Genomic DNA, 25,225 nt, shown 5'->3' on the forward strand with positions numbered 1-25,225 from the left:
GACTTTACAGACACTTCGCGCTTTGGCCGCTAATCAAATGGATCTCACTTGACTGACACGTTGACGCCCCCCGCCCCACTCAATCAGATGCCGGTGACGATTGAGGAGGAGATGCGCACCTCCTACCTCGCCTACGCAATGTCGGTCATTGTTGCGCGCGCCCTGCCGGATGTGCGTGACGGCCTGAAACCTGTGCACCGCCGTATCCTTTACGGTATGCGTGAAAGTGGCTTTACCGCAGACAAACCCTACCGCAAATCGGCGCGCCCGGTCGGCGATGTCATGGGTAAGTATCACCCGCATGGTGACAGCTCGATTTACGATGCCATGGTGCGCATGGCGCAGCCCTGGTCCATGCGTGTGCCTCTTATTGACGGGCAGGGCAATTTCGGCTCGATCGATGGCGACAGCCCTGCGGCCATGCGTTACACCGAGGCGCGACTGGCGCGTTCCGCCTCGTTTTTCCTCGATGATATTGATCGTGACACGGTGGATTTCCAGCCGAATTACGATGAGAGTGAGGTTGAGCCGAAGGTCCTCCCGGCGACCTTCCCCAATCTGCTGGTCAATGGCGCATCCGGTATCGCTGTGGGCATGGCGACGAACATCCCGACCCATAATCCCGGCGAGGTGATCGATGCCACCTTGGCCATGGTTGAAGATCCGGAAGTCACGCTGGACACATTGATGGAGCTGATCCCGGGGCCGGATTTCCCCACCGGGGGGATCATTATGGGGCGGCGCGGCATTCGTCTGGCTTTTGAGACGGGTCGCGGCTCGATCCCCGTCCGCGCCCGCGCGGAAATCGAGGAAATCCGCAAGGACCGCAAAGCCATCGTGGTGACGGAGATCCCTTATCAAGTCAATAAAGCCAGCTTGCAGGAAAAAATCGCGGATCTGACCCGGGCGAAGGAAATTGAAGGCATTGCGGACATCCGGGATGAGAGTGACCGTTCCGGAATGCGCATCGTTATCGAGCTTAAACGCGATGCAACGCCTGAAGTCGTCCTGAACCAGCTTTATCGTTTCACGCAATTACAAACCTCTTTTAGCGTCAATTGCCTTGCGCTTGATGGCGGCAAGCCGCGCACGATGGGTTTGATCGACGTCCTGAAAGCTTTCATCTCCTTCCGAGAGGATGTCATCCTCCGCCGGGCGCGGTTTGATCTGAATAAAACGCGTGATCGCGGGCACTTGTTGGTCGGGCTTGTTATTGCCGTGGCCAATATTGATGCTGTCATCGCCCTTATCCGCGCAGCGCCGGATGCGGCGACAGCGCGGGAACGCCTCATGTCGCAATCATGGGATGCCGCCGATGTCGCCGACCTCATCGCGTTGATCCATGATGAGGGCAATGTCGTCCGCGACGGAAAAGTCAACCTGACCGAGGCGCAGGCGCGCGGCATTCTTGATTTGCGATTGCAGCGCCTTACCGGTCTGGAAAGTGAAAAGATCCACGCCGAGCTCGCCGACGTCGCGGAAAAAATCGGTGAGTTGCTCGAAATCATCGGCAGTCACATCCGCCGCATGGAAGTCATGCGGGAGGAACTCCACGCAGCGCGTGCCGCGATCGTCTCGCCCCGTATGACGGAGATTTCCGACGCGTTGGGCGACCAGTCGGATGAAAGTCTGGTTGAGCCTGGCCAGATGGTGGTGACCATCACACGGGATGGCTTCATCAAGCGCACGCCCCTGGAGATCTTCCGCGCGCAGAATCGTGGTGGGCGTGGGCGCACGGCGGCGGGCCGACGTGGAGATGATGTCATCATCCGCAGCTTCAATGCGCATACGCATCAATGGGTCATGTTCTTTTCCTCCGGCGGGAAGGCCTATCGGGAGAAAGTCTGGCGCCTGCCAGAGGCGAGCCCGACGGCGAAAGGGCGCGCGCTCGTCAATCTTCTGCCCGATCTGGGCAGTGACAGCATTACCGCGGTCCTCCCTCTCCCGCAGGAAGAGGAGCTCTGGACCGACCTGCACCTCGTTTTCGCGACCGCCAGTGGTGGCGTGCGGCGTAACCGCCTGAGTGATTTCAAAAACATCCGTGCATCAGGCCTGATCGCCATGAAGCTGGATGAAGGTGACTCGCTGATCGGGGTGGCGACCTGTTATGAAGGTCAGGATGTCTTCCTCGCCACGAAAAAGGCGCGTTGCATCCGCTTCCAGATCACTGACGAGATTTTGCGCGTCTTTGCCGGGCGCGGCAGTTCCGGCGTGCGGGGCATCCGCCTGGCGCCCGGGGATGAGGTGAATTCACTTTGTATCCTCGACCATGTGGATGCGTCCGTGGAGGAGCGCGCCATCTATCTGCGTATGGCGAATGCGAAACGTCGTCTCGAAGCGCAGATGGCGGAGGGGCCGGGTGAGGAGGATGCCGCGCCGGAAACGGGAATCAACGCTGATGAAGATGATGATATCCATCTCAGCCCGACCCACGACCTATCCGCAGAACGTTTTGATGAGCTTGAAGCGCAGGAGCAGATCCTGTTGACCGTCAGCGATGCCGGTTTCGGGCGGCGTTCCTCCGCTTATGATTATCGTGTGTCCGGACGCGGCGGGCAGGGCATCGCGAATATGACGTTCAATAGCAGCCGGCGCGGGCGGGAAGTGGTCGCGACCCTCCCGATATTGCCGGGCATGGATGTCATGCTTGTGACGGATCTCGGCCGCCTCATCCGCCTGCCTGTCAAACAGGTGCGCATTATGGCGCGCCAGGCAGGCGGCGTGACGCTCTTCCGCATCGGAAAGGATGAGCAGGTGATGAGTGTCTTCCCCGTCATGGATGACGGTGATGACGGTCACGACCCTGATGAGGATGCGGATGGAGAAGCGTTGCACCCTGTCGAGACCGCATCGTCAGCGGAGCCGCCTGAAAATGGCGCGTCCGGCGAGGAAAATCCGGGCACGGATGATCATGTCGATGGGTGATCGCATCGGATTTTACCCCGGCACATTTGACCCGATCACGCTCGGGCATCTCGATATTATCCGTCGCGCCCTGATTTTTATGGATAAGGTCATTATCGGTGTTGCGCCGAATTCGGGTAAAAACCCGCTTTTGCCTCTTGAGATGCGCCTTAATCTCGCATCACAGGCCATCGCGGCCGCAAAAATTGATGCGGGGCGTGTGGAGATCGTCACATTTGACGGGCTGCTGGTCGATGCCGTTGCGCGACATGGGGCGGGTGTTATCCTGCGGGGATTGCGATCCAACGCGGATTTCGATTATGAAGCGCAGCTGGCCGAGGCAAATCGGAAACTTCTGCCGACGGTGGAGACAGTTTTCATCTTATCCGCTCCGGAAACGCGCCTGACCGCGTCACGCATCGTGCGGGAGATTGCGCGGCTCAAAGGGGATATCCACCCCTTCGTCCCCGATATTGTGGCGGACGCGGTAAAGCAATTTCTGAAGGCGTGATGCCGCCATCGCGGTCACGCCGATCTGAAACACCCATTAAAAGGAAGAATGATGTCTGAACACGACAATATGCTTGAGATGTCGCTGAAATCCGGAAAGGTGACGATCCGGCTGCGGCCCGATCTGGCGCCGCTTGCGGTTGCGCGATTGAAGGAGCTGTCCGGCAAGGGATTTTATGACGGCGTCAAATTTCACCGCGTCATTGAGGGTTTCATGGCGCAGGGGGGCGACCCGACAGGCACCGGCTCAGGCGGGAGCGATCTGCCGGACTTAAAGGCGGAGTTCACGCAGGCGGCAAAGTTTGAGCGCGGCACGATCGGCATGGCGCGCACCATGAACCCGGATTCCGCCAATAGTCAGTTCTTCATTATGTTTGAACCTGCACCCTCGCTTGACGGGCAATATACCATCGTGGGTGAAGTCACGTCCGGCATGGAACATGTTGACCAGATCAAACGTGGAGGCGGCGCATCCGGGATGGTGACCGATCCTGACATCATCGTCTCAATGCGACCTGTATCCTCAAGCACTTAAATGATGCCCAGGCCCGCTACAGCAGCTTGACGCGAAGGCGCGAGTGCTGTAGCGAGGCACCACCGAAGTGAACCGGTAGCTCAGTCGGTAGAGCATTCGACTTTTAATCGAATGGTCGTGGGTTCGAATCCCACCCGGTTCACCAATTTTCCTGAAAATCTTCAGCATTGCGTCCATTTTTTTTGTGGCCAGCCTCCCACGCGAGGAAGCGTCGCCCGAGAGACGTAACGCGAAGCCATCCCATAGATCACGATGCCTTCCGGCAGGATGTAGAAAGTGATCTGCGTTGTCACAACCCGCCTTTCAGATGTCTGACCACTGCTTTTAAAACCTGTAAAAATGTCGGGACGCGCGGTTGTGTGATGTCTGTAGGCGCCAGACGTTCCACACCTCACCGGCGACGCCCGGCGACCCGGCGTTTCATGGCTCGGTTCGTTTCGCAGGGAAATCCTGAGCGGCATCTTAAGTTCTGTTCGCGCCCGAACGATTTTGAGTAAGGCGCAAGTCGCCAGACGAAATCGACATAATATCGATCGCCTTCGAAGCGTATATATCGCATTATCAGCAATACGAGGCGGATTTTAGCGTCTGAAACGACCACGTGCCTGGGACGGGACCTGTTCACGACTGCGTGCAAAATCAAAAATTAATTTTTAAGAGGTATAATTTCTACATTACGAGTGTAAGGATAATAATAATGAATAAAATCTTACATTTTCTGGCGGCGCTTTGGGCGTCGAATGTCTATGCGCAAAGCACCGTCACACAGACCTCTGACCTAGAGGTCACATTTCCAAATCTTTCCACGCAAGGCGATGCACCCGTCCTGTCAATCGGGGGAACGCAGTCGAGCAATAGTGCCCCCGGGCAGAATACGGACCCCTACACGCCCTCCCACGCGCTTGTGCTCGGGGGGCAACGTGTCGGCAGCCTCAACGCCGCGGCGGAAACGGATCAGCTCGGCTCTGGCGCGTCCATTATTGTTCGTGGAATGCCCGATGGCTTCATGGATATGGGGTGCCTGATCTGCACTGTCATGACGACCTATCCGATGTTTCAGTCGCGGGCCGGTCTCAGCAGCAACCTGACAGATGTGACCAATATCGGTGATGATCCCTCATATGACACAGTGACAGAATATCTCCAGCCCGGCAGTGCTGAACCCGTGCTCGTCCTGGAAGATGTCACTTATGATGCGACGCATATCTACCTGCCGAAAGACCATTATCTGACGCCGCAGCAAATCGCGCGCATCCATCAAAATCAATATATCGTCACGAATTCAATCACGTCGGATGTCGCAGCGCCGGAATTTCCGACGGATGATGGTCTCGTCAATCCGAAATCGGGGAAAACCCTCGCCCCGGGTAATTACTATGTCTCCCTCGTCAATGATGTGGCGGAGGATGGGTCGTCAATTTCTGTCCAGGGCTGGGGGGTTCTGGGCGGCAACTCATCCGGCCATCCCTGGAAAGCCGATGACGTGCCGACCACGACTTACGACACGGTGCGCAATAATTTCGGGAAGGCCGTCGCGATGATTGGTGCGCCGACCCAGGCGGGGGCCATCAATGTCTATGCAGCGTTCAACCCGTCCGACAATCCCCATTCCATGATTGATCATGTCGGTGGCGCGGAATTTGACATGCATTATATGGGCACGGCTTCAAATCAAGCGTCGATGACAGGTTTATTGATTTCTTATGATTGCAGTGGTGCCGCTGCGCCATCTTCCGGTGGTTGTTATCACCCTACCTATGACTCATCGGCCATCCTGATTAACGGGCAAAACCTTCCCAATGGCATTCAAAACAACGTTTCCGGTTGGGCCAACGAGTATAAGGGCTATAATTTCTACATCCCCGGTTCGAAAGCACCGGATCAGGGGAAGGGCAATCGTCATACTTCCTTCGAAAGCCGGACGCCGAGCATCGATGGGCACAACCTTGTCACGCGCGCCTGGACGGAACAGGTCACAGATGCTGACACGCCTAGCTGGACAGATTACCGGGTGAATTTCGGCCTGAATGTCGATGGTGATCAATGGCGTGCTGTCCCTGACTCCGGCTCGGATATGGGTTTCATCTCCTTCAATTATAACGTCGCCAATCTGGGTGGCGTCTGCCTCATAGGCAGTAACAGCGCCAATCTCAACAAGGACTTCCCGGGTTTCTGCGTGCGGGCAGACGGCACGACCTGGTTCGGCAATTCGTTGGAGTTACCTTCGGGCGTCAATATTGAGGCGCGGGCAAACGTCAATGGCGCAATCAATATCGGGGCCACGCTTTCCGGCAATAATCAGGGCGACTGGGTTGTCGGCACGCAAATTTCGGGCGGCGCGAGTATCCGCGGCGTCAATTATGTTTACGCAAAACAATATGTCGAGCAGCTTCAGACGCCTGCATCAGGGTCGGCCACGTGCGCGGCGGGGCAATTTACGGATGACGCGAATTACCATTATGTTTGTGTCGGCACGAATCACTGGCGTCGCGTCGCGCTGAGCGATTTCTGAAAGAGAGTTTGTGACGCAGGGGGAGCCACTTTACGGGTGGCTCTCTCACTAAAGAGCCGCGCATGGGCGCGCTGTGCTGAGATGAGACGGCATGGATGAGAGAAGCTACGTGCCTGACCCTCACGAAGCTGTGTCTTTCCAAGGTGTGATCTACGGGCCTAGCTGAATTTCAGGTTTTCACGCGCGGCTTGCGGAGGTTTCATGCGTCCCGATGACTTCCCCGAATGTGCCGACCCTGCGTCATTTCAAACGGAGGCGCCTCAACGCGGTGTGACATCCGCGGATTTCCGGGTTTTTATCGCATCCTGCGTGGCGGGCCTGGCCGGGCTTCTCTTCGGGTATGATCAGGGCATTATTTCGGCCGCGCTCCTCACAATTGAACATAGCTTTCCGCTGAGTTTACTAGGTAAGCAAGCCGTCGCGGCAAGCATGGTGGCCGGTGCTCTTCTGGGTTGCCTGATTGCAGGCCCCGTTTCGGATCGTTGGGGGCGACGCCCTGTTGTCGCTTTGGCCGGGCTGATTTTTCTGCTCGGCTCAGTCGGGTCAGGTCTGGCCGCCTCGGCCTGGCACCTGACAGGGGCGCGGTTCATTCTCGGCATTGCCGTTGGCGGGGCCAGTCAGATCGTCCCCGTCTATATCGCTGAACTTGCCCCGGCCCCGCGCCGTGGTCGCCTCGTTCTGATGTTCCAACTCGCCATTGTCAGTGGCATCCTCATATCCTCGCTCATTGGATGGTTGCTGAGCGGTCATGCAGGGGCGCTTGCTCTTTTGGGGCGTGGTGGTGATTGGCGGCTGATGTTTTTCCTGGGTTCTGTGCCGGCCGTGATGCTTCTCATGGGGGTGTCGGTCCTCCCGGAAAGTCCCCGTTACCTCGCAATGCGCGGACAGGCGGCGGCAGCGATGCGCGTTTTGCGCCGCTTACGCGATCCACAGGCGGCACCTGAGGATGAGATGCGTGAGATCCTCAGCGCTGCGGCTGAAACCGGGAATTGGCGCACTCTCTTTTCACGCCGCGTGCGCCCCGCGCTCATTGCGGGGGCGGGGCTGGCCATGTTCAGTCAGATGACGGGCACGAATGCTGTGCTGACATACGCACCCACCATCTTATCGGGTGCAGGTTTCGGCCATAATGTCGCGTTGCTGACATCTCTCGGGATGGGCGTCGCCATCACCCTGGCGACAATTCTGGGTGTCTGGGCTGTTGATCGGTTGGGCCGACGGCGTCTGATGCTATGCGTCCTGCCGGGCTCTATCTTCGCTTTGTTTCTTCTGGCAGCCGTATTTCTGCACGGTGATCCGCAAAATGCGGGGAGGTGGCTCGCCATCATCGGCCTCCTGCTTTATGTCCTCTGCACCTTGGGCAGTATCAATGCCGCGCTCTGGCTGGTAGGGGCGGAAATCTTCCCTCTTTCCGTGCGGGGGAAGAGCATGAGTCTCGTCACCATCTCGCATTGGTCCTTCGATTTTCTCGTGTCGATGGTCACGTTATCGATTATCGCGATACTCGGCGTTTCAGGCACTTTCCTGTTATTCGCGCTGATCACGGTCTCAGCATGGGTGTTTATCTACGCCCGCATACCGGAAACGAAAAACCGCTCCCTTGAAGCGATTGAGGAAAGTCTTTCAGACGGGACTTTCCTCCACCATCGATAAGCCTCTTGATGCGGGGGCGCCGCCAACGGCCCCTGTCGCATGTGGAGAGGATCGGAAACATACCCTAATGGCGCGTCGTGCCTGGCGGCGGCTTCTGTAGATGGCCGGTCCGCATTTTCTGAAAGGACGTGCCGGATGTCAGGATCTTCCGGATATCCTCTGACGGACGGGGGCGGCTGAGGTAGAAACCCTGCGCAAACGGGATGCCATTCAATTGCAGCCAGATGAGCTGATTTTCATGCTCGATACCTTCTGCCACAACATAGACATTCATATCTGCCGCGAGGCGCGCGATCGTCCTGACGATGGCCGTCACCTTCTGATTGGTGGTGACGTTCTCCATAAATGATGCGTCGATTTTGATGCCATCCACATCAAAATCGCAGAGATAAGTCAGTGATGAATAACCTGTGCCGAAATCATCCAATATCAGGCGCACCCCCAATTTTCGCAGGTCACGAAGCTGGTCGAGCGTATGGGCCTCCGCAGCCAGAAACGTCGTCTCCGTCACTTCCAGTCCCAGCCGGGAGGGGGGGAGGCCCGTATCATTAAGGCATGTCGCGACCACAGAAACGAAATTGCCGGAGCGCAACTGACTGGGAGAGACATTAACCGCGATCGGGAGATGACCCGGCCATTTGACGGCCTCCCGGCAGGCATGGTTCAGGGTGAAAGCGCCGATCTCGTCAACCAGCCCATTATCCTCAATCGTCTTGATGAATTTTTCGGCTGACAGGACGCCATGCTCGGGATGACGCCATCTTATCAGAGCTTCGGCTGAGACGATATGTGCCGTCGTCGTGTCGAAGATGGGCTGATATTCCAGGAAGAACTCTTTATTATCAATGGCGGTGACAAGGTCAGCCTTCAGCTTGACCTTCTTGAAATACTCCTCCTCCATCGCGGGTTTAAAAAGTGAGAAGCTATTGCGGTGTTTCTTGGCGTGATAAAGCGCGAGGTCAGCGTGATGAAACAGGCGCTCCGTTGTTTCCCCATCCCGCGGGAAAAATGCGACACCGACACTGACGCTCGGCCTGATGGCGATGTGATCAATGAAGAATTCCTGATTGAAACTCTCCACCAGTGAGCGGCTGAAGGCAATGGCCTCTTCCTGATCAGCCGAGGGAAGGATCAGTGTGAACTCATCACCGCCTAACCGCCCGATAAGATCGGTCGGGTGGCAGGCGCGCTTGATCCGTTTGACGATCATGCGCAGCATGACATTGCCAACCTCATGGCCATATTGGTCATTGACGAGTTTGAACCGATCCACATCGATGAGGAGGAAGGTGAAAGGCGTCTTGTTCTCGCAATATTGATGCAGCGTTTTGAGGAATGCCTGCCGGTTCATCACTTTCGTGAGATCGTCGTAATTCGCCATGAAATGGACTCGGGATTCGGCCTTCTTCTTTTCCGTGATGTTTGAGCTGACGCCCCGAAACCCGAGGAAATGTCCATTACGGTCATGGGCAGGATGACCCGTGATGTTGAAATAGAATTTCTGGCCATTCTGTCGGGTCAGGACGACATGGTCGCGGAAAGGCTGGTTGTTGCGGATGAGCGCGTCAATTGTCGGGCGCGTCGTATCGTCATTTTCAAAACCGAGATCCGCAAAACAGCAGCCCTCAATCGTGGCGCTGCGGGGCTGGAAAAATCTTTTCATTTTCACATCGACATTGCGCAGTCGGCCATTGCGATCTGTCTCCCACAACCAGTCCGGTGAATTCGTTTCATATTCTCGCAGAAACACGCTGATCGTCTCATTCTGCCGTTCCAGATTAAGGCGGCTGATGGCGCGTTCGATCAGGATCTTGTTGATGTAGATGATGCCACTGGCGGCAAAACAGATGAATCCGACGAATGAGAATTTTGCAACGGCTTCCACCGTATGCAGGCAGGTGAAGATGATAAGGATGCAGAAGGAGCTGACGGGAAGGAAAAAGGCAAAGGCGGCGCTGAGTGGCACACCGATGATAGGTGTTGACACCAATCCCATCGAGATTTCCAGCAACACGCCATCGGTGATGAATTCATCTTCAAGTGCAAAGCGTGAAATGATCGTGCCCCAGGTGCAACCCAGGGTCACGAAGAGAAAGAGTGAGCGCGAGATGAACCGCGCATCATTCTGGTCCTTCTGCCAGGTGTGCTTGTTGATGTTGAGACACACGTAAAGAAAGATGAGAAAGACCCATTGGATGACGAGGAGGGTGGAGGGGCGGTTATCCAGCCCGAAGATGAATAATGTCGATGAGGAAACACCGAGAAGCGTGTAGAGGAAGACGGTGTTGGAAAGGATGCCGGATTGCTCACGCCGGATTTCTCCAGCGTGCTCAGGAATGTCATCTAAAGCGAAAAGTCGCCATAGCTCGCGCCAATATCGAGGCGTGAACAGTCTTATGGGTCCCCGTTTCTGCATGTCTGAAACCGCCTGATTTAAAAAGGCCTCGCTTGGAAAGATAAGCCTTGTAGGAAGAGCCCAGTTCCGATTGGAGAAGTCTCTTCTCCTCTTCGCGGGCAAGTATGGCATACCATACGAAGAAGGCGAGGGTGAACATCCATAGAACGGGCCCGCCAATGAGGGCGGTCGCCAACCAGAAAAGCCGGTAAGCAACGTAGAATGGGTGACGCAGAAAGCGATAAGGTCCCCGCGTGACAATTTCCTGTGAAACGGCGTCCTCATGCGCAACATGGAGGCCGCCTTTGCGTGTCGCGCTGACGGCGCTCCAGAAGATAATTGCGGAGGCAATGAAGAGCGCAATCGCGCCTCCGACCTGCCATGGACCCGGCTCTGACAGAAGGCCGATCGCAAGGAACGTCACGTAGGCGACAAGGCTGAAAATCGACAGGGCCCGCATATTATGCGGCATCTGCCCCGGGGATTCGAAATGGCGATATAAGGCCCACGTGAAGGATAAAAAGCAGAAGAGTGAGAATGCGAAGGCGCACGGCGTCGTATAAATCATCGGAGGTCTCCCGCGCGTAAATAGACAGCACCGCCACTCATGAAATCATCCAGCGGGCCGGTCGCCGTTGTGAAAGGGTCCATGATCGGGAAAGCCGCCCGAAGCTCGTCAAAGCGTTTTCTGTCTGAAGACATGAGTTGCATCCGGCATTTCAGGCCAGGATAAGGCTGCGGCGCTGTCTCAGCCTGGTAACCAAGACGCCGGTAGAACGAGGCGTGCGATTTCCGCACGCAGGCAATGGTGATCTGGGCATGTGACATCATCGAAACATAACTTGCGATGCGATAGAGCAGATAGACAATGGCGCCCCCGCGATCAAGAGACGGGTCACGCACCAGACGCGTATACTCAGCAACCCGGACAGGACCACTCACCGCGTGGGCCGCATCCCGCATGATGCGATCAATCGTCTCGGGGAACGCATCGTAACAAGGCGAGCGCTGCCCCGCACCCTGGAGAAGCAGGCAGACGCGCACGGACGCGACAGGGTCGCCATCCCGATAAAGGACGATGGTGCGACTATTGGGGAGGAGATCATAATCATCGGAGAAAAGGCCGGAATTATTGGGCTCAATATGGCCGGACGCCAGGTAACATTGATATCTTAAACGGTACGCGTCCTCTCTCGTATCTTCATCAAATGCCATTTTGGCCAGATAAACATCGGTCGGTATAAAATTGCTGACTTTTGGGAGTTCTTCAGGGTTGATGTGCGCAATTCGAGCGCTTGAGCAAGTCATGAACATCTATATACTCCGAATTTGAAATAAGACCCCGCCATTCGGTAGACAAATCGGCGTCTTCGAAGCGATATATATGAATTTCATGTTTAGTAAAGAATGATTTTAAATAATTTATGAGGAAATTATTGGCGTTCTTAAAGTAAAAACGCAGAAAAAAATCTAACTTGATTGTTTATCTTCGATTTTGTTCATCCGGTTTGACCTTAAATTTTAATGTGCCATTGAATTTTTTAGCCGTATTTATGCGAACTGTTGATATCTCCCGGACCGAATCGCTAAGGCCTTGAAGGGATTTCGTATTTACCTTCCGGAGTCAGATTTTGTGATCTGTCACAGATGAGGCGGGCATTGAGTCGCGGCATGCCAGGCCAAAACGGTGATAAAAACGCTTGTAATGCGCAGAAATCATTGTTCGGGCGTTTTACATGGCGCGCGTGCTCAGCCCCGGGAGGAGTTTGCTTTGACGGTGATCTGGCCGTCTGAAAGGAGCGCTTCAGGTTTGTCATTCATTTTAACCTTTCTGACATTTCGAGACGTCCCTCTTCCGCAGTAAAGAGAGCCGACCCTCAGTTTCGGTAACAAGATAACGTGGCACCTCTCTGATAAAACGGGTTTATGAACAAAGAGTTACTTCGACTCGATCTGAAACCTGCTGCGCCCGCGCATCACCACCTAATAAAGTGGAAGAGAAGATCGGAAAACCTGCTCTAAAAGCGTTAAATAAACCCTTCAAAATTCAATATTTACCATTATAAATCATAGTGATATGAAAATATATTTTACTCTCTTGTCTATCATTTTACAAAAGTAAGTAAAATATATTTACTCTAGCGCTGATCTCAAATCCCAGCCCCGCGGTTTGCACCCCATTTCCGGGGTACTATAGGTTAAAATGCAGCCAAGGGCTCAGACAGGGCGAGGCGTCGACGCAGCTTGTCGATCATGCTCGACATTCAACGGTATGACATGCCTGCGGAAGGCGATGCCCCCGACCTGTCAACCCTGCTCAACGAAGGCGCAAGGGTGGCAGGCTCTCACGTGGTGTCGCGTGCGTCGGCGCTGGCGAGGGCTGACTCAGATCTTCAAACGCCTTCGGGTGGGGCGCGCTGTCCACATCGCCAATCGGGTCCGGATGGTGGATGTTTCCGTATTGCAGGGGCGAGAGGGACAAGGTCGATTTCATATCCGGCAATGCTGACCGATCCCAGCCGCCGCCCAACGCACGGATCAACCCGACATCCGCCTGGTATAATCTCGTGGCCACCGTCACCTGCTCAATGCGGGTCTGCAGCGTCTGGACCTGCGCGAAAATTGCTTCGAGATAGGTGCCGACGCCACCTTGATAAAGCGTCATGGTCATATGCTGGGTGGAGAGAGAGGCATCAACCGACATGCTCAGTGCCTCATTTTCAGCATTCAGCCGATCCGTGCGGGACAGCCCGTCCTCGACCTCCCTGAAACTGTCCAGCACCTTGCTGCGGTAGAGATCCCGTGTTTCGCGATAATCGGACCAAGCCTGTTGTAAACGCGCACGGCGGAGGCCCCCCTCAAAAATCGGTAATTTGAAGGTTGCGCCGTAGGTCCAGAGGGAGTTGGCAAGATTGGCGAGGTCAAACCCGTTCTGCGCGAAACCGCCCCCGGCGCTGAGTGTCACATTGGGATAGAAAGCGGCACGTGCAATACCGATTTCCCGATTGGCCTCCGCCATGCGACGCTCCGCACTTGCGACATCCGGGCGTCGCTGCAGAAGGGCCGAGGGGACGCCGGTCGGGATGGCGGGCTGGGCAAAGCGCAGGACCGACTTTGCGGGGATGTGGAAGGATGAGGGTGAGCGGTTTGTCAGGATCGCGATGGCATGTTCAACCACGGCGCGGGCAGCCTCAATGTCCAATCTGGCGGCGATTGTGTTGTAGAGCTGGGTTTTGGCGCGTGCGACATCCAGGGCGGGCGCTGCCTGGTTCTGAAGCTGGTTCTGCGTGATTTTCAGCGCTTTGCGGTAATAGGCGATGGATTGATCATAAATCGCAAGTTGCGCGTCATAACCGCGCAACTGGATGAAGTCGGATGCCAGCTCCGCCTGAAGGCTCAGGCGTGACATCGCGTAATCCGCCGCCTTCTCCTGCGCCTTGTTTTGCCGCATCCACATGCGGTTGCGCAATTTGGCCCAAAAATCCGGCTCCCAGGAGGCGAGGCCGTGATATTCCTCATCCGTCTCCGTCGTCGCACCCTTATAGCGGAAGAGGCGGTCCGCCGACTGCTTATTATCCGTCGCGCCCGCATTCAGCGATAAATGGGGCAAAAGGTCCGAGCGTGCGGAGGCCACCATGGCGCGGGCCTGAATAAAGCGTTCCGCAGCGGCCTGAAGGTCCGGATTGCTATGCGTCAGATCATCCTCAAGTTGATTCAGGAGGGGGTCGTTGAACATCGTCCACCATTGAGTGGACAGGGTCGCGTCCGCCGGCGTCGCGATGCTGAAGGGGGCGCGGCCCTGCCAACTTGCGGGCACAATAAATTTGGGCGCGTGGTAAGTGGGCGCAAGGTCACAGGCGGAAAGGGCGAGCATGGCCGTCACCGCGCCATACCCCATAAGCGCGCGGCGGAGGGGGGAAAGTCGGGCCATCATTTCGCTTCGGCCCCATCGGCATCGGCAGCGTGGTCGTAACCTTTTGCCGGAATGACAACATTGACCTTATCCCCCTCCAGGAGGTCGGCCGGCGGGTTGTTAATGACGCGATCATCCGCCGCAAGGCCGGAAAGCACTTCAGTGGATGTATCCGCCATGCGGCCCACCTTGATGTCCTTGAAATGGACCCGATTATCCTTGTCCACCGTCGCGACCTGCATGCCCTTCTCCTGAAACACCAGGGCGCCACTCGGGATCTGCCGCACCGTGCTGTGACTGTTCTTCGCGGTCAGCTTGATAGAGGCGAAAGTGCCAGGCCATAATTCATGGTCAGCATTCTCCATGACGAATTCCGTCACCGCCGTGCGCGTGTTCGAATCAAAACCGCGGGCCATTGTCAGGAAACGCGCTTTGAAGGTGCGGTTGGGAAATTGCGGCACTGTGACATCCGCCTCAAGGCCCGGCTGAAGAATATAGGCAAAAACTTCCGGCACGGAGACGAAGAGACGCAATTTATCGACCTGCGCGACCGTGAACATCTCCTTGGCGTCGCCCTTCGCATCCATATCGCCGGACCCATCCCGCACGTAATCTCCGACACTGATGTTACGTGCGGTGACGACGCCTGAAAAAGGCGCGACGATGGATTTGAATTTCTCAAGCGCGGCAAACCGGTCAACATTATGTTGCGCGGCTTCCAGAGTTGCCTGCTGCGACTTCATGTTCGCGACAGAGACGGAGACAGCCTGTCCGGAAACGGACTGTGATTTGCCCATGGCCTGCCAACGTTTGGCTGTGACGACGGAAAGATTATATTTCGCTTCCGCCGCGGAGAGATCCGCCTTGGCCTGCGCAAATTGCGCGTCAAGGCTGGGCGCATTGATCTCCGCCATGAGATCACCGGCCTGAACATCCGCACCGTAATCCTTGAACCACATTTTCACATAGCCGGAGACCTGCGGATAAATCCGCGCGGAATACCAGGCATCAATCGTGCCGGGCAGGGTGATGGACACCATGGGATCTGCCGGTTTCGGTGTCAGCACAGCGACATCCTCAATGGCGCCGGATTGCGTGACCCGGCGAAGCTCCCACCCATGGACGATGCGACCGATGAGGAGAGACCCGACATAAAGGCAGAAAATCGCCCCCCCCGTGAAAAGAAGTTTTTTACGGTTGGCCATCAGGGGGTCTCCGTGGATTTAGGTTGTCGGTCATGAAGAATGGCATAGACACAGGGGACGAAAAGGAGCGTTGACAGCGTTGCAATCAGAAGGCCGCCAATGACCGCTTTACCCAGAGGCGCATTGGTTGAGTTGCTGATTGCCATCGGAACCATTCCGACAATCATGGCAAGTGCGGTCATCAGGACGGGGCGGATACGACCGATCCCGGCTTCCAACGCCGCCTTCAGGGCGTCGCCATGAATTTCAATCCGCTCACGTGCATAGGAGACGACGAGGATGGAGTTGGCCGTTGCCGTGCCCATACACATTATGGCGCCCGTCAGAGCGGGGACGGAAAGACGCGTCCCCGTCAGGAAGAGCGCCCAGGCAATCCCGGCCAGCGCCCCCGGCAAGGCGGTGATGATGATGAAGGGATCAAGCCAGGTCTGGAAATTGACGACGATCAGCAGATAAATCAGCAGGACGGACACAACCAGGCCAAAAATCAGCTGGCTGTAAGCGCTGTGCATTGTCGTGGCCTGCCCGCGCACATCAATCGCCGCACTGCGCGGCACGCTCCTGGCGGTTTTGGACAGAACATGCTGGACGCCTGACAGGACCGAACCGAGATCCGTCCCCTCTGCCGACACGTAAATATCAATGTCCGGCATGGAATTGAAATGCGAGACTTCGCCGGGCGTGCCCACCTGCGTGACATGGCTGATCGCCCCCAGAAGCTGGATCTGATCATTCGGATCACCATCCCCTTTATCAACGGGGATTGTCAGCAGATCACTCAGATGCGTCAGTTGATCCTGCGACACATAGACATTAAGCGGGAAGGTCACGTTATCTTTGGGGTCAAGCCAGAATTGCGGGTCAACGGTGGAGCTTCCTGACAAGGTCATCAACTCGTTATTCGCCATATCCGCTTCGGTCAGTCCTGTTGCCTGGCTGAATGTGCGGTCGCCCTCCACCTGAAGCGTCGGGGTGGCCATGGATTGCTGTATGACGACATCTGCGGCACCCGGAATACGCCGCAATTTTCCAATGATGGATCGCGCATAATCGAAGTTCTCCCGGATATCCGGCCCGGATATCTGAATATCGATCGGGGAGGGCGATCCGAAATTGAGGATCTTCGCCGTCATATCGGCAGGCTGGAAGGTGAAGACCGTCCCGGGAAATTGCGCTGAAAGATCTTTCCGCAAAAGGGCTCGATAATCCCAGACCGGTGATTCCTGGTCCCGGAGGCTGATCGTCAGGTCACAATCCTGCGTGCCGATCGTGGGGGTCGGGATGAAGGCCTGGTTATGCGGCCCTTCCGGCAGGCCGCAATTACTGACGACGCTGTCGACTTTCCCCGGGAGGTCCGTGCGGATGCGGTTTTCAACCATCGAGGCAATCCGTGCCGCGACCTCGATGCGCGTTCCTAGAGGGGCGCGTAAATGCATCTGCATCATGCCCGATTTCGGCTCCGGGAAGAAGTCACGCCCCGCAATTGTGTAAAGCAGCAGGGAAGAAAGCGAAACGCCGAGGAAGATTGTCACGAAGCGCCGCCGGTGGCTGATGAGTTGTCCGAGTAACGCCCCGTAAGCGTCGCGGAAGGCGCTGAAACGTGCCTCGAACCCGCGCTGGAAGCGTGTGAAAAAATTTGCCTGACCTGACACGGGTTGGGGCGCGCCATGATGTGCTTCGGCACCGGCATGTCCCGCCAATAGATATTTCGCCATCGTCGGGACGAGCGTCCGCGAGAGGATAAATGAGGCGATCATCGCAAAAATAATGGCTTCAGCCATCGGGAGGAACAGAAAGCCCGACACGCCATCCAGCTCCAGGAGCGGGAGCCAGACGATACAGATGCAGGTTGTCGAGACAAATGTGGGGATGACGATCTGGTTGGCGGCGTCGATAATGGCGACTTCGAGATCCTTGCCCATCTCCAGATGCGTATCGATATTTTCGATCATCACCGTTGCATCATCAACGAGGATACCGACAGCGAGTGCCAGCCCACCAAGGGTCATGACGTTGATCGTCTGACCCGCCCAGTTCAGCCCGATGATTGAGCAGAGAATGGCGAGGGGGATCGAGGTCGCAATGATGATGGTGGAACGCCACGACCCGAGGAAGAGCAGCACGACAAGACCGGTCAGCAGGGCGGCCGTCACCATCTCCTGCACCACATCCTTGATGGAGTCCTTCACGAAGGTGGAGGCGTCGGTCAGCACACTGACCTTGACATCCGGCGGCAGAATTGTCCGAAGCCGCGGGAGGAGTTTCTTGACTCCATCCACCACGTCGAGTGTTGACGCGCCACCGCCTTTCATAACGACGATCTCGACACCCTGCCGCCCTTTGACGAGGACGATATTGGTTTGAGGGTGCCCGCCCCGGTAAACATTGGCCACGTCATGAATATAGATGACCGCATTGCCGACACGCTTGACGGGGATATCGCCGATTTCCTTCATGGTTTGCGGCGTGGCGTTGGTCTGCACCATCCAGTCAATGGCGTCGATCTTCTGATCACCGGCGGGGAGCACGATATTCTGGGCGCGCATCGCATTTTGCACGTCCATGGAGGAGAGATTATGCGCCCGCAATTGATTCTGGTTGAGGGCGATCATCACGAAACTATCCATGCCGCCATAAGGATGCGCGACGACGGCGCCTGGGACAGTGACGAGTAAAGGGCGTGCACCGATCACGCCAAGTTTAAAGAGGTCGGAGGGCGTTTGCTTGTCCGACGTCATTTGCAGGGAGATCACCGGCACGGAAGACGCGTCGAGCTTCATGACCATCGGTGCAGGGATATTGACGGGCAATTGTTTGATGACCGTCTGAGAAATGGCCGTGACTTCGGCCATGGCCTCACCGATCTCGGTCCCTGGTTGGAAAAATATATTGACGATGCCGCGCCCGTAATAAGAGTTCGACTCCATCCGCTCTATATTGTTGACGGTTGAGGTGACGTTGAGCTCAAAATTATAGATGATGCGCCCGGCAAATTGCTCCGGCAGCATGCCATTATAGGTCCAGACGACGGAAACAACGGGTATTTTGATATTCGGGAAAACATCCGTCGGCGTCTTGAAAATCGCCAGAATGCCAAACATCAAAATCAGGATTGAGAAGACAACAAAAGTCAGAGGGCGTCTGAGGGCGGTGACGACAATAGCGTTCATTAAGTGAGGCGCTTCCAATCAATTTTGTCGCAGGGAGGTCGCGACCGATGGGCGACCCTCGGTAACGGGCGGACCGATGTTGACGAAGATTAGCGACGAGATGACAAAACTACGCGCAAAATGTCCAATTACTTTTTTTTAAAGTTGAATTTCGACAGGCACGACTCCTCGCTCCTGTCCTGCAGCGTGCATCATGCTGATCGCGCGCTACAAATCGCTTTGATAAACAAAAGTCAATTTTCTATTAACTATTGTTTATAACATATTGAAATTACAGCGTAAGAGGCGTTCCTTCATGGCACTGAGCAACATGATGACAAAATGTTGCAAATTTTGACACGTGCATTCTAAAAGATACCCGGTCAAAAAACGGGACTTTCAAAAACAATGTGAGTCATCTACAATCTAAAGTGGTATGATTTATTGAGAAGATTCTTCAAATCATACCAATGTCGTAAAGGAGTATTTTATGGTGGAAAATATATATTATCCTTTAAGCAAGTATATTTGCTTCATACTTTAGGATAAAATAAATATAAAATGGAGTCATAAGGATTCATTCGTTCAATAAATGATTTTTTAGTGCAAGTCCTTGGTTGTGGCGACTTATTGGGGAGAGCGGCTCCCGAAAAGATGTATTGTTGATGGGCGTCCGGTCATTCAATGCACGCAATTTACGAAGCCGCGCTTTACGTGTTGATTTCCCCCTAGGAAGAGGAGTTTTGCCCCCAAATCCATCATCAAGTCGCTGGCGGTTTTACAGGGTGAACGGCTTCAAGTGTCGCGATCGAAACGGCTTAATGTTGATGAAAAATTGTTTTTATCCTTAGCGCGTATTTAAGCCGCCTCTTCTGCGCATCTATCCGCACAAGAGGCATCATTACATTAGGCCGTGGTGACACGTCGCATGACTTCTTGTTCTCACGGACGATTTTATTTGAGGAGAATTTAAAATTGGTCATGAAAGGTGTCAAATTTACGCCGCGCCAGGTGCGCATTCAATTCATGAAAAAGAAATTTCTGGAGCAGATCGCGAAATCCGCCAATATCTCTGAAGCTGCGCGCGTCGCCGGGATTGATCGGGGCACCGCTTATAATTGGCGGCAGGCTGACCCGGATTTCAATGAGAAATGGGAGAAAATCCTCGATCACTCGGATGGCGCCCCGGTGGAAACATGCTCCGAGGCGGAGAGCTGACGTCAGCAAAATAAATGAACGGAATAAAGCGGCCAACCGATCCCCTGACAGGGATCGGCTGACGCTTTACCGGGCCGCTTTGGCGGGGCTCAGATGCCGCGATGGTTGGGAAGGTGCAGCGTGCCCGGCTGGGGTGAAAGCTGAGTCCCCGTCGAGGCGGGTGACGATGCGTCATCACCCAGTGGAAATACGGCATCCGGCACCTCGACGGATTTCGGTGCCGTCGGCGTCCGGGATGCCGCAGATTTTCCTGGCGCTTTGACAATCGTGACGCTGGGAGGCGTGCTGGCTGCCGCATCACCTGCCGCCATTGCGCCATCATCCCCATTACCGGGGCTCAAGGAAACCTGTTTGACGTCGCGACGCAGCGGCATTCCGCTTGCGTCCACAAGCCAATCCCCCAGAACGTGTCGGATCTGATATTCCAGCGCGCTATTCATGCTACGCATCATGGAAATTCCCATATTATCCAGCGCTTCAGGCGAGTCAGCGTCAATATCACCCGTATAGGCGGTGCTGTCGGTGCGGATAACAGCGTAACCCGCCGTGTCGCTCATTGGAGAGGCGACATCAATCCGAAGGGATAATTGGCCGATCAGGGTCGAGACGGGTGCGTGCTGGATGGAATCCCTCACCACCGTGATTTTAGCGGTGCCGTGACTACCCGCGGCATTGAGGCGATGCGCGACCATCTCACGTATCCGCATCATCAGAGGGATCGAGGCGCGGTAGGAAATGTCGCCCGGCACATGCTGGCGTGCGGAGTCATCAATGACGGTGATGGACGCGACATTGAGGTTCAGTGTCTTGAAGTCCGCGTAGTCGATAGGCGGAGACGGGTCCGGGCGTCGCTGACCACACCCTGTGATGGTGAAAAAAACCATGATCGACGCCAAGAATGTCACACCGATTCCGACTCTTCTCATCGCTGCTTCCGCTCCCTTACCTTTACTGTGTGTCACTGATTATAGTTTTAAACCTTGCGTCGTATTCGCGATAGAAAACCGGATGGTGCGGGCGCATCCCGCGTCGGCTTGGTGGCGGCCCGATCGGGCTCAGGCGTGGCATCCTGATCTTTTGATTTGGATGCGCCCGACTGGCTGAGAAAAGCCCAGGCGGGGGAGATGAGATCGGCACGTTGATAAGTCGGTTTGTGCTCGGGAAGCACTTCCGGCGTTGGGGACAGATTTGTCATATCGGATGTGCGGCCAAGGCCGAAACTCTCAGGGTCGAAATGCTGCGCATGTTCAATTACCTGGACATGGGAGGGGTTGATCAACATCCAGGCAAGAATTTTCGCCGGGATGAGCGCCGGAAATTCGAGGTCGGAGATGACCAGCCCGGTATCAGGAAGATAAAGGCTGGGAGGATCTTTCAAGCCGGACCGCCTCCAGATCAGGTAAAATGCCGCATCTGCATCATCATCATAAAAGCGATGGACGAGCAGATCCTCAATCATGAAGGAAAGCTGGGATCGTAGCGGCTTATCGTCGTATGGCGACAGGATGATCAGCGTTTCCGCCGTGATGCGCGTATCCAGCAACCGCGTGATCGCAGAGAGGCGCCACTGGCCGATCAATTCAGGTTGTGCCGCGGCTTTTTGCGTGATCTCGGCTTTCGTCGAGACCGAGATATTTCTGATATTCCGCGCTGACCAGGCGAGACTGAGATGGAGGGAGAGAAATTCCGGCATGGCGGAAATATCTTCCCCGGACGCCACGCGTAACGGTTTTTTGGAGAGAGATGTGCGGTAAAGCGCCTTGAAGGCGTGCGCGACCGTGTCGAGGACATCATCTGTATCGAGTTTTAAGAGAAACTCAATGTGTGAACCGCAATAATCAAAGCGACTATTCAGAAACCAGGCAGCCCGCCTCGCGCTCCTCTCCTCGATGAAAACGACCGCACTGATATTGTCGGAAAGGCTGACATGCGCCTCCACCCGCCATCCGGGGTAGAGACGCTCCAACCGATGTCCATCGACGCGGACGCGGCGATAGAAATTTACGATGTCGTTGTTCATGGCGGTCACTTATCCAAGCCCCTAAACGGGGTCAGGCGCGATATTGTTGCGATCAAATCGATAATCTACTCCGCAAAATTCACATGACATTGTGATCACGCCATTTTCAGCCATTTCATCAAGGTCGTCATCACCGAAATTTCTCAAAACAGATAAAAGTTTTTCACGCGCGCATCGACAGCCGAAACGCGCCGGACGGGGCGGGGCGACGGCAACACCAAGCGTGCCAAAAACACGGTACAATAAGGCGCTATGCGTCAAATGCGGGTTAAAAACCTCTTCCGCAGTCAGCGTCGCGGCGAAGGTTTTGGCTGTCTCCCAATGATCTTCCGCCGCGTCATGGCTTTCACGCCCGCCCTCATCGGCGATGCGCTCCAGCACCAGCGCGCCAGCATCCCATTTTCCGTCCTGAAAGCGAGAAAAAAGCCGGATCAATGTCGGGAGCTGCTCACTGGTGGCGAAGTAATGCTCGGCCATTTCCGACAGTGACGCACCTTCCAAAGTGACGATACCCTGTTGCCGATCCGTCTTCGGGCCCTGATCAATCGTGAAGGCGAAATATCCCTTTCCGAACATGATATCAGCGCGCGGCTCCATCTCCGGCAGGTCGTGAGGGCGGTTATCTTCCGCCAGACGCATATAGAGGCGCACGGCCCCATCATGTGTGCTGTCCGCAACCAGCAGCGATACAGGCCCGTCACCCTTGACCTGAAGGGAAAGAGCCCCCTCAAATTTGAGCCCGGCACTCATACCCGCCACCAAACTCAGCGCCTGCCCACCAAGGTGCGCGGCGGCACCCAGGGCCTTGCGGGAGAGGATCGCATCCGCCAGCCCGCCCAGTCGCACGAGGCGCCCGCGCACCGGACTGCCGGAAAGGTGGAAGGGTTGAATGGCATCGTTGATCACGATGTCCGGGATCGCGGCGGAAGGCGGGTGAGAGGCGGGCATGTCCGACATTTTCATGATAGGAATTTCGTCAGTCCGGCCTTAGGATGCAAGACCGGCGCTGGCCCAATCTTTACCCCCCAGACACCAGAGTAGAAGGCCCTTCTGGGCATGGAGACGGTTTTCAGCCTCATCAAAGACGACGGAAGCCGCGCTTTCAAAGACTTCTGACGAGACTTCCTCACCGACATGGGCGGGCAGGCAATGCATGAAAAGCGCACCCGACGCGGCTTGCGACATCAGATGTTTCGAAACCTGAAAGGGGCGCAAAGCCTCCAGGCGCTCCTCTGAATCCGTGTCGGACATGCTCGTCCACGTATCCGTCACGACGCAATCCGCGTTTTTCACGGCATCTTCAGGGTCGTGGAAAAGCCGGATGCGCCCCCCTTCGCGGCGCGCCCAATCCAGCACTTCCGACCGTGGCGCGAGGGATGGCGGCGTGGCGAGATCAAGCGAGAAATCGAATCTCACAGCGCCTTCAATAAGGGAGGTCGCAACATTATTGCCATCCCCCACCCACGCCCATTTTGTGCCAGCCACCGGGCCGCGATGTTCCTCAAACGTCATGATATCGGCAAGAATCTGCACGGGATGCGAGTTAGGCGTCAGGCCATTTATCACGGGGATAGAGCTCCATCGGGTAAGTTCCCGCAATGTCTCGACATCACCGGTCCGAACCACCAGCGCGTCGAGAAAGCGCGACAGAACCCGTGCCGTGTCCGCCAGCGACTCACCCCGCCCCACCTGCATATCGGCGGGTGAAAGAATAAGCGTCCGGCCGCCCAGTTGACCCATACCGACCTCAAAGGAAATACGCGTGCGGGTGGAGGGTTTTTCCAGCATCAGGCCGAGATTGCGCCCGGCGAGGGGTTGCTTCGGATGGAGGGGGAATTTCCGCCTCGATTGCATGCGTTTGACCGACGCGCCAACATCAATGATGGCACGCAGTGTTGAGGCGTCGAGATCACGGAGATCGATAAAATGCCGTATTCCGGTTTGTTCACGGACGGGCGCGAGATTGTTCATCGTCAGGACTCCGTTGACGAAAGAGTAAAATGCTGTGCCGTTTTCTCAAGCGCGTCGAGGGCGATGGCGCACTCCGCCTCCGAGACGATGAGGGGCGGGATCAGACGCAGGGTGTTGTCACCCGCTGCGGTACACAGCAATCCGTAACCACGCGCGACTTTCATCACCTCCGCAACGGGGGGGACGCATTTAAGGCCCCATATCAATCCGCGTCCGCGCGCTAGGGTGAAGACAGCGCCGTAATGCTGGCATAGAGCGCCCAGTTTCTCACTCAGGATGCGGCCCGTGCGTTCAACGCGCTCCAGAAAACCCGGATGAGTGACAATATCGAGCACCACATTCCCCGCCGCGCAGGCAAGCGGATTGCCGCCAAAGGTGGAACCATGCGTGCCTGGCGTCATGGCCTGCCCCACATGGGACTTCACAAGGATCGCCCCGATCGGCACGCCGCCGCCAAGGCCCTTCGCCAGAGAGATGACATCGGGCGAGATCCCTTCCCACTCATAAGCGAAAAGTTTGCCCGTGCGGCCGATGCCGGTCTGGACCTCGTCTAAGGCGAGGAGCAGGCCATATTCGTCACAGGTCTGGCGTAATGCTTTCAGGAAGCCCGTTGAAAGCGGCTTCACACCGCTCTCACCCTGGATGGGCTCCACGAGGATACCGGCAGTCTGAGGCGTAATGGCCGCACGGACTTCATTCATATTATTGAAAGCCACGTGATCAAACCCGTCTGCGGGCGGTCCGAAACCTTTAAGATAATTCTCATTGCCCGTCGCGGCGAGGGTCGCGAGGGTTCGGCCATGGAAAGCACCGTGGAAGCAGATCAGACGCTGGCGCTCCGGATGGCCGTTCTCCGCATGAAAACGGCGCACCATTTTAATCAGCCCCTCATTGGCCTCGGCGCCGGAATTGCAGAAAAACACCTGATCCGCGAAAGAATTGGCGACAAGCTTTTCGGCCAGAATTTCGGCCTGCGGAATGCGGTAAAGGTTGGAAACATGGATGACGCGCCGGGCTTGCTCAGTGATGGCCGCGACAAGCGCTTCATGTCCGTGCCCAAGGGAAGACACAGCAATACCTGACCCGAAATCGAGATATCGTCGTCCATCACTGGCAAAAAGCCAGCAGCCCTCACCCCTCTCGAAAGAAAGATCAATACGATTGAAGACTGGCAGGAGAGCAGACGACATGGATCATCATTCCTTACCCACAATTAAAAATAAAATCCCTGCCCTTACAG

The 25,225-nt window shown here is 55.9% G+C and carries 17 protein-coding genes and 1 tRNA gene; 7 read left to right on the forward strand and 11 right to left on the reverse strand.

Annotated features, from left to right (window positions below; all coding sequences use genetic code 11):
* Window positions 1-87 precede the first annotated feature (87 nt).
* The 6 genes from gyrA to N5W20_RS08530 all read left to right on the forward strand — a co-directional run bounded on the left by gyrA (window position 88) and on the right by N5W20_RS08530 (window position 8,114).
* Entirely contained in the window at window positions 88-2,925 is a 2,838-nt protein-coding gene (gene gyrA, locus N5W20_RS08505; protein WP_319807875.1) for a DNA gyrase subunit A, read from the forward strand.
* Complete coding sequence (gene coaD / locus N5W20_RS08510) at window positions 2,912-3,415, forward strand: pantetheine-phosphate adenylyltransferase (protein WP_319806713.1); 504 nt, start codon at window positions 2,912-2,914, stop codon at window positions 3,413-3,415. Before gyrA ends, coaD begins: the two co-directional genes overlap by 14 nt.
* A gap of 48 nt (window positions 3,416-3,463) precedes the next feature.
* A complete protein-coding gene (locus tag N5W20_RS08515; protein ID WP_408869399.1) occupies window positions 3,464-3,949 on the forward strand; it encodes a peptidylprolyl isomerase in 486 nt (161 codons plus the stop codon).
* Between the two features lie 69 nt (window positions 3,950-4,018).
* Window positions 4,019-4,094, forward strand: a tRNA-Lys gene (locus N5W20_RS08520).
* Between the two features lie 552 nt (window positions 4,095-4,646).
* Window positions 4,647-6,461, forward strand: a complete 1,815-nt coding sequence (locus N5W20_RS08525; RefSeq protein WP_319806714.1) for a hypothetical protein — start codon at window positions 4,647-4,649, stop codon at window positions 6,459-6,461.
* 201 nt (window positions 6,462-6,662) lie between these two features.
* Complete coding sequence (locus N5W20_RS08530) at window positions 6,663-8,114, forward strand: sugar porter family MFS transporter (RefSeq protein ID WP_319806715.1); 1,452 nt, start codon at window positions 6,663-6,665, stop codon at window positions 8,112-8,114.
* A 64-nt stretch (window positions 8,115-8,178) separates the two neighbouring features.
* Here the strand turns inward: N5W20_RS08530 and N5W20_RS08535 are convergent, their stop codons facing one another.
* The 6 genes from N5W20_RS08535 to N5W20_RS08560 form a co-directional block, all read right to left on the reverse strand.
* Window positions 8,179-10,530: a sensor domain-containing protein gene (locus tag N5W20_RS08535; RefSeq protein ID WP_319806716.1), complete on the reverse strand. Its 2,352-nt coding sequence runs from the start codon at window positions 10,528-10,530 to the stop codon at window positions 8,179-8,181.
* Window positions 10,454-11,077, reverse strand: a complete 624-nt coding sequence (locus N5W20_RS08540) for a methyltransferase family protein (RefSeq protein ID WP_319806717.1) — start codon at window positions 11,075-11,077, stop codon at window positions 10,454-10,456. Before N5W20_RS08540 ends, N5W20_RS08535 begins: the two co-directional genes overlap by 77 nt.
* The gene (locus N5W20_RS08545) at window positions 11,074-11,823 is read right to left on the reverse strand and encodes an N-acyl amino acid synthase FeeM domain-containing protein (protein ID WP_319806718.1); all 750 of its coding nucleotides are present in this window, start codon (window positions 11,821-11,823) and stop codon (window positions 11,074-11,076) included. The genes N5W20_RS08540 and N5W20_RS08545 overlap by 4 nt, the downstream gene beginning before the upstream one ends.
* A 1,003-nt stretch (window positions 11,824-12,826) precedes the next feature.
* Window positions 12,827-14,443, reverse strand: coding sequence for an efflux transporter outer membrane subunit (locus N5W20_RS08550; RefSeq protein WP_319806719.1), 1,617 nt, complete (start codon window positions 14,441-14,443; stop codon window positions 12,827-12,829).
* Window positions 14,440-15,627 (reverse strand): efflux RND transporter periplasmic adaptor subunit, encoded by a 1,188-nt coding sequence (locus tag N5W20_RS08555; RefSeq protein ID WP_319806720.1) that lies wholly within the window; start codon window positions 15,625-15,627, stop codon window positions 14,440-14,442. The genes N5W20_RS08550 and N5W20_RS08555 overlap by 4 nt, the downstream gene beginning before the upstream one ends.
* Window positions 15,627-18,797 carry an efflux RND transporter permease subunit gene (locus N5W20_RS08560; RefSeq protein ID WP_319806721.1) on the reverse strand — a complete coding sequence of 1,057 codons (3,171 nt, stop codon included), beginning with the start codon at window positions 18,795-18,797 and terminating at the stop codon, window positions 15,627-15,629. Before N5W20_RS08560 ends, N5W20_RS08555 begins: the two co-directional genes overlap by 1 nt.
* A 960-nt stretch (window positions 18,798-19,757) precedes the next feature.
* Between N5W20_RS08560 and N5W20_RS08565 the strand changes: the two genes are divergently transcribed.
* Window positions 19,758-19,994 carry a helix-turn-helix domain-containing protein gene (locus N5W20_RS08565; protein ID WP_319806722.1) on the forward strand — a complete coding sequence of 79 codons (237 nt, stop codon included), beginning with the start codon at window positions 19,758-19,760 and terminating at the stop codon, window positions 19,992-19,994.
* 89 nt (window positions 19,995-20,083) lie between these two features.
* On the opposite strand, the gene N5W20_RS08570 is transcribed toward N5W20_RS08565, so the two are convergent.
* The 5 genes from N5W20_RS08570 to N5W20_RS08590 are packed head-to-tail and all read right to left on the reverse strand — an operon-like array spanning window position 20,084 to window position 25,175.
* Window positions 20,084-20,920, reverse strand: coding sequence for a hypothetical protein (locus N5W20_RS08570; RefSeq protein ID WP_319806723.1), 837 nt, complete (start codon window positions 20,918-20,920; stop codon window positions 20,084-20,086).
* 47 nt (window positions 20,921-20,967) lie between these two features.
* Window positions 20,968-22,014, reverse strand: a complete 1,047-nt coding sequence (locus N5W20_RS08575; RefSeq protein ID WP_319806724.1) for a hypothetical protein — start codon at window positions 22,012-22,014, stop codon at window positions 20,968-20,970.
* 21 nt (window positions 22,015-22,035) lie between these two features.
* Window positions 22,036-22,962 (reverse strand): Hsp33 family molecular chaperone HslO, encoded by a 927-nt coding sequence (gene hslO / locus N5W20_RS08580; RefSeq protein ID WP_319806725.1) that lies wholly within the window; start codon window positions 22,960-22,962, stop codon window positions 22,036-22,038.
* Window positions 22,963-23,001: 39 nt separating this feature from the next.
* Complete coding sequence (gene argF / locus N5W20_RS08585) at window positions 23,002-23,985, reverse strand: ornithine carbamoyltransferase (protein ID WP_319806726.1); 984 nt, start codon at window positions 23,983-23,985, stop codon at window positions 23,002-23,004.
* A 2-nt stretch (window positions 23,986-23,987) separates the two neighbouring features.
* Window positions 23,988-25,175 carry an aspartate aminotransferase family protein gene (locus tag N5W20_RS08590; protein ID WP_319806727.1) on the reverse strand — a complete coding sequence of 396 codons (1,188 nt, stop codon included), beginning with the start codon at window positions 25,173-25,175 and terminating at the stop codon, window positions 23,988-23,990.
* Window positions 25,176-25,225 lie beyond the last annotated feature (50 nt).

Origin of the sequence: Candidatus Kirkpatrickella diaphorinae, from assembly GCF_025736875.1 — a bacterium.
In the GTDB taxonomy this organism is placed as follows: domain Bacteria; phylum Pseudomonadota; class Alphaproteobacteria; order Acetobacterales; family Acetobacteraceae; genus Sorlinia; species Sorlinia diaphorinae.

Excerpts from the sequence above, each read along its gene's own strand:
- gyrA (WP_319807875.1), top strand. The coding sequence starts at position 88 with ATGCCGGTGACGATTGAGGAGGAGATGCGCACCTCCTACCTCGCCTAC.
- coaD (WP_319806713.1), top strand. The coding sequence starts at position 2,912 with ATGTCGATGGGTGATCGCATCGGATTTTACCCCGGCACATTTGACCCG.
- N5W20_RS08515 (WP_408869399.1), top strand. The coding sequence starts at position 3,464 with ATGATGTCTGAACACGACAATATGCTTGAGATGTCGCTGAAATCCGGA.
- N5W20_RS08525 (WP_319806714.1), top strand. The coding sequence starts at position 4,647 with ATGAATAAAATCTTACATTTTCTGGCGGCGCTTTGGGCGTCGAATGTC.
- N5W20_RS08530 (WP_319806715.1), top strand. The coding sequence starts at position 6,663 with ATGCGTCCCGATGACTTCCCCGAATGTGCCGACCCTGCGTCATTTCAA.
- N5W20_RS08535 (WP_319806716.1), bottom strand. The coding sequence starts at position 10,530 with ATGCAGAAACGGGGACCCATAAGACTGTTCACGCCTCGATATTGGCGC.
- N5W20_RS08540 (WP_319806717.1), bottom strand. The coding sequence starts at position 11,077 with ATGATTTATACGACGCCGTGCGCCTTCGCATTCTCACTCTTCTGCTTT.
- N5W20_RS08545 (WP_319806718.1), bottom strand. The coding sequence starts at position 11,823 with ATGTTCATGACTTGCTCAAGCGCTCGAATTGCGCACATCAACCCTGAA.
- N5W20_RS08550 (WP_319806719.1), bottom strand. The coding sequence starts at position 14,443 with ATGATGGCCCGACTTTCCCCCCTCCGCCGCGCGCTTATGGGGTATGGC.
- N5W20_RS08555 (WP_319806720.1), bottom strand. The coding sequence starts at position 15,627 with ATGGCCAACCGTAAAAAACTTCTTTTCACGGGGGGGGCGATTTTCTGC.
- N5W20_RS08560 (WP_319806721.1), bottom strand. The coding sequence starts at position 18,797 with ATGAACGCTATTGTCGTCACCGCCCTCAGACGCCCTCTGACTTTTGTT.
- N5W20_RS08565 (WP_319806722.1), top strand. The coding sequence starts at position 19,758 with ATGAAAGGTGTCAAATTTACGCCGCGCCAGGTGCGCATTCAATTCATG.
- N5W20_RS08570 (WP_319806723.1), bottom strand. The coding sequence starts at position 20,920 with ATGAGAAGAGTCGGAATCGGTGTGACATTCTTGGCGTCGATCATGGTT.
- N5W20_RS08575 (WP_319806724.1), bottom strand. The coding sequence starts at position 22,014 with ATGAACAACGACATCGTAAATTTCTATCGCCGCGTCCGCGTCGATGGA.
- hslO (WP_319806725.1), bottom strand. The coding sequence starts at position 22,962 with ATGCCCGCCTCTCACCCGCCTTCCGCCGCGATCCCGGACATCGTGATC.
- argF (WP_319806726.1), bottom strand. The coding sequence starts at position 23,985 with ATGAACAATCTCGCGCCCGTCCGTGAACAAACCGGAATACGGCATTTT.
- N5W20_RS08590 (WP_319806727.1), bottom strand. The coding sequence starts at position 25,175 with ATGTCGTCTGCTCTCCTGCCAGTCTTCAATCGTATTGATCTTTCTTTC.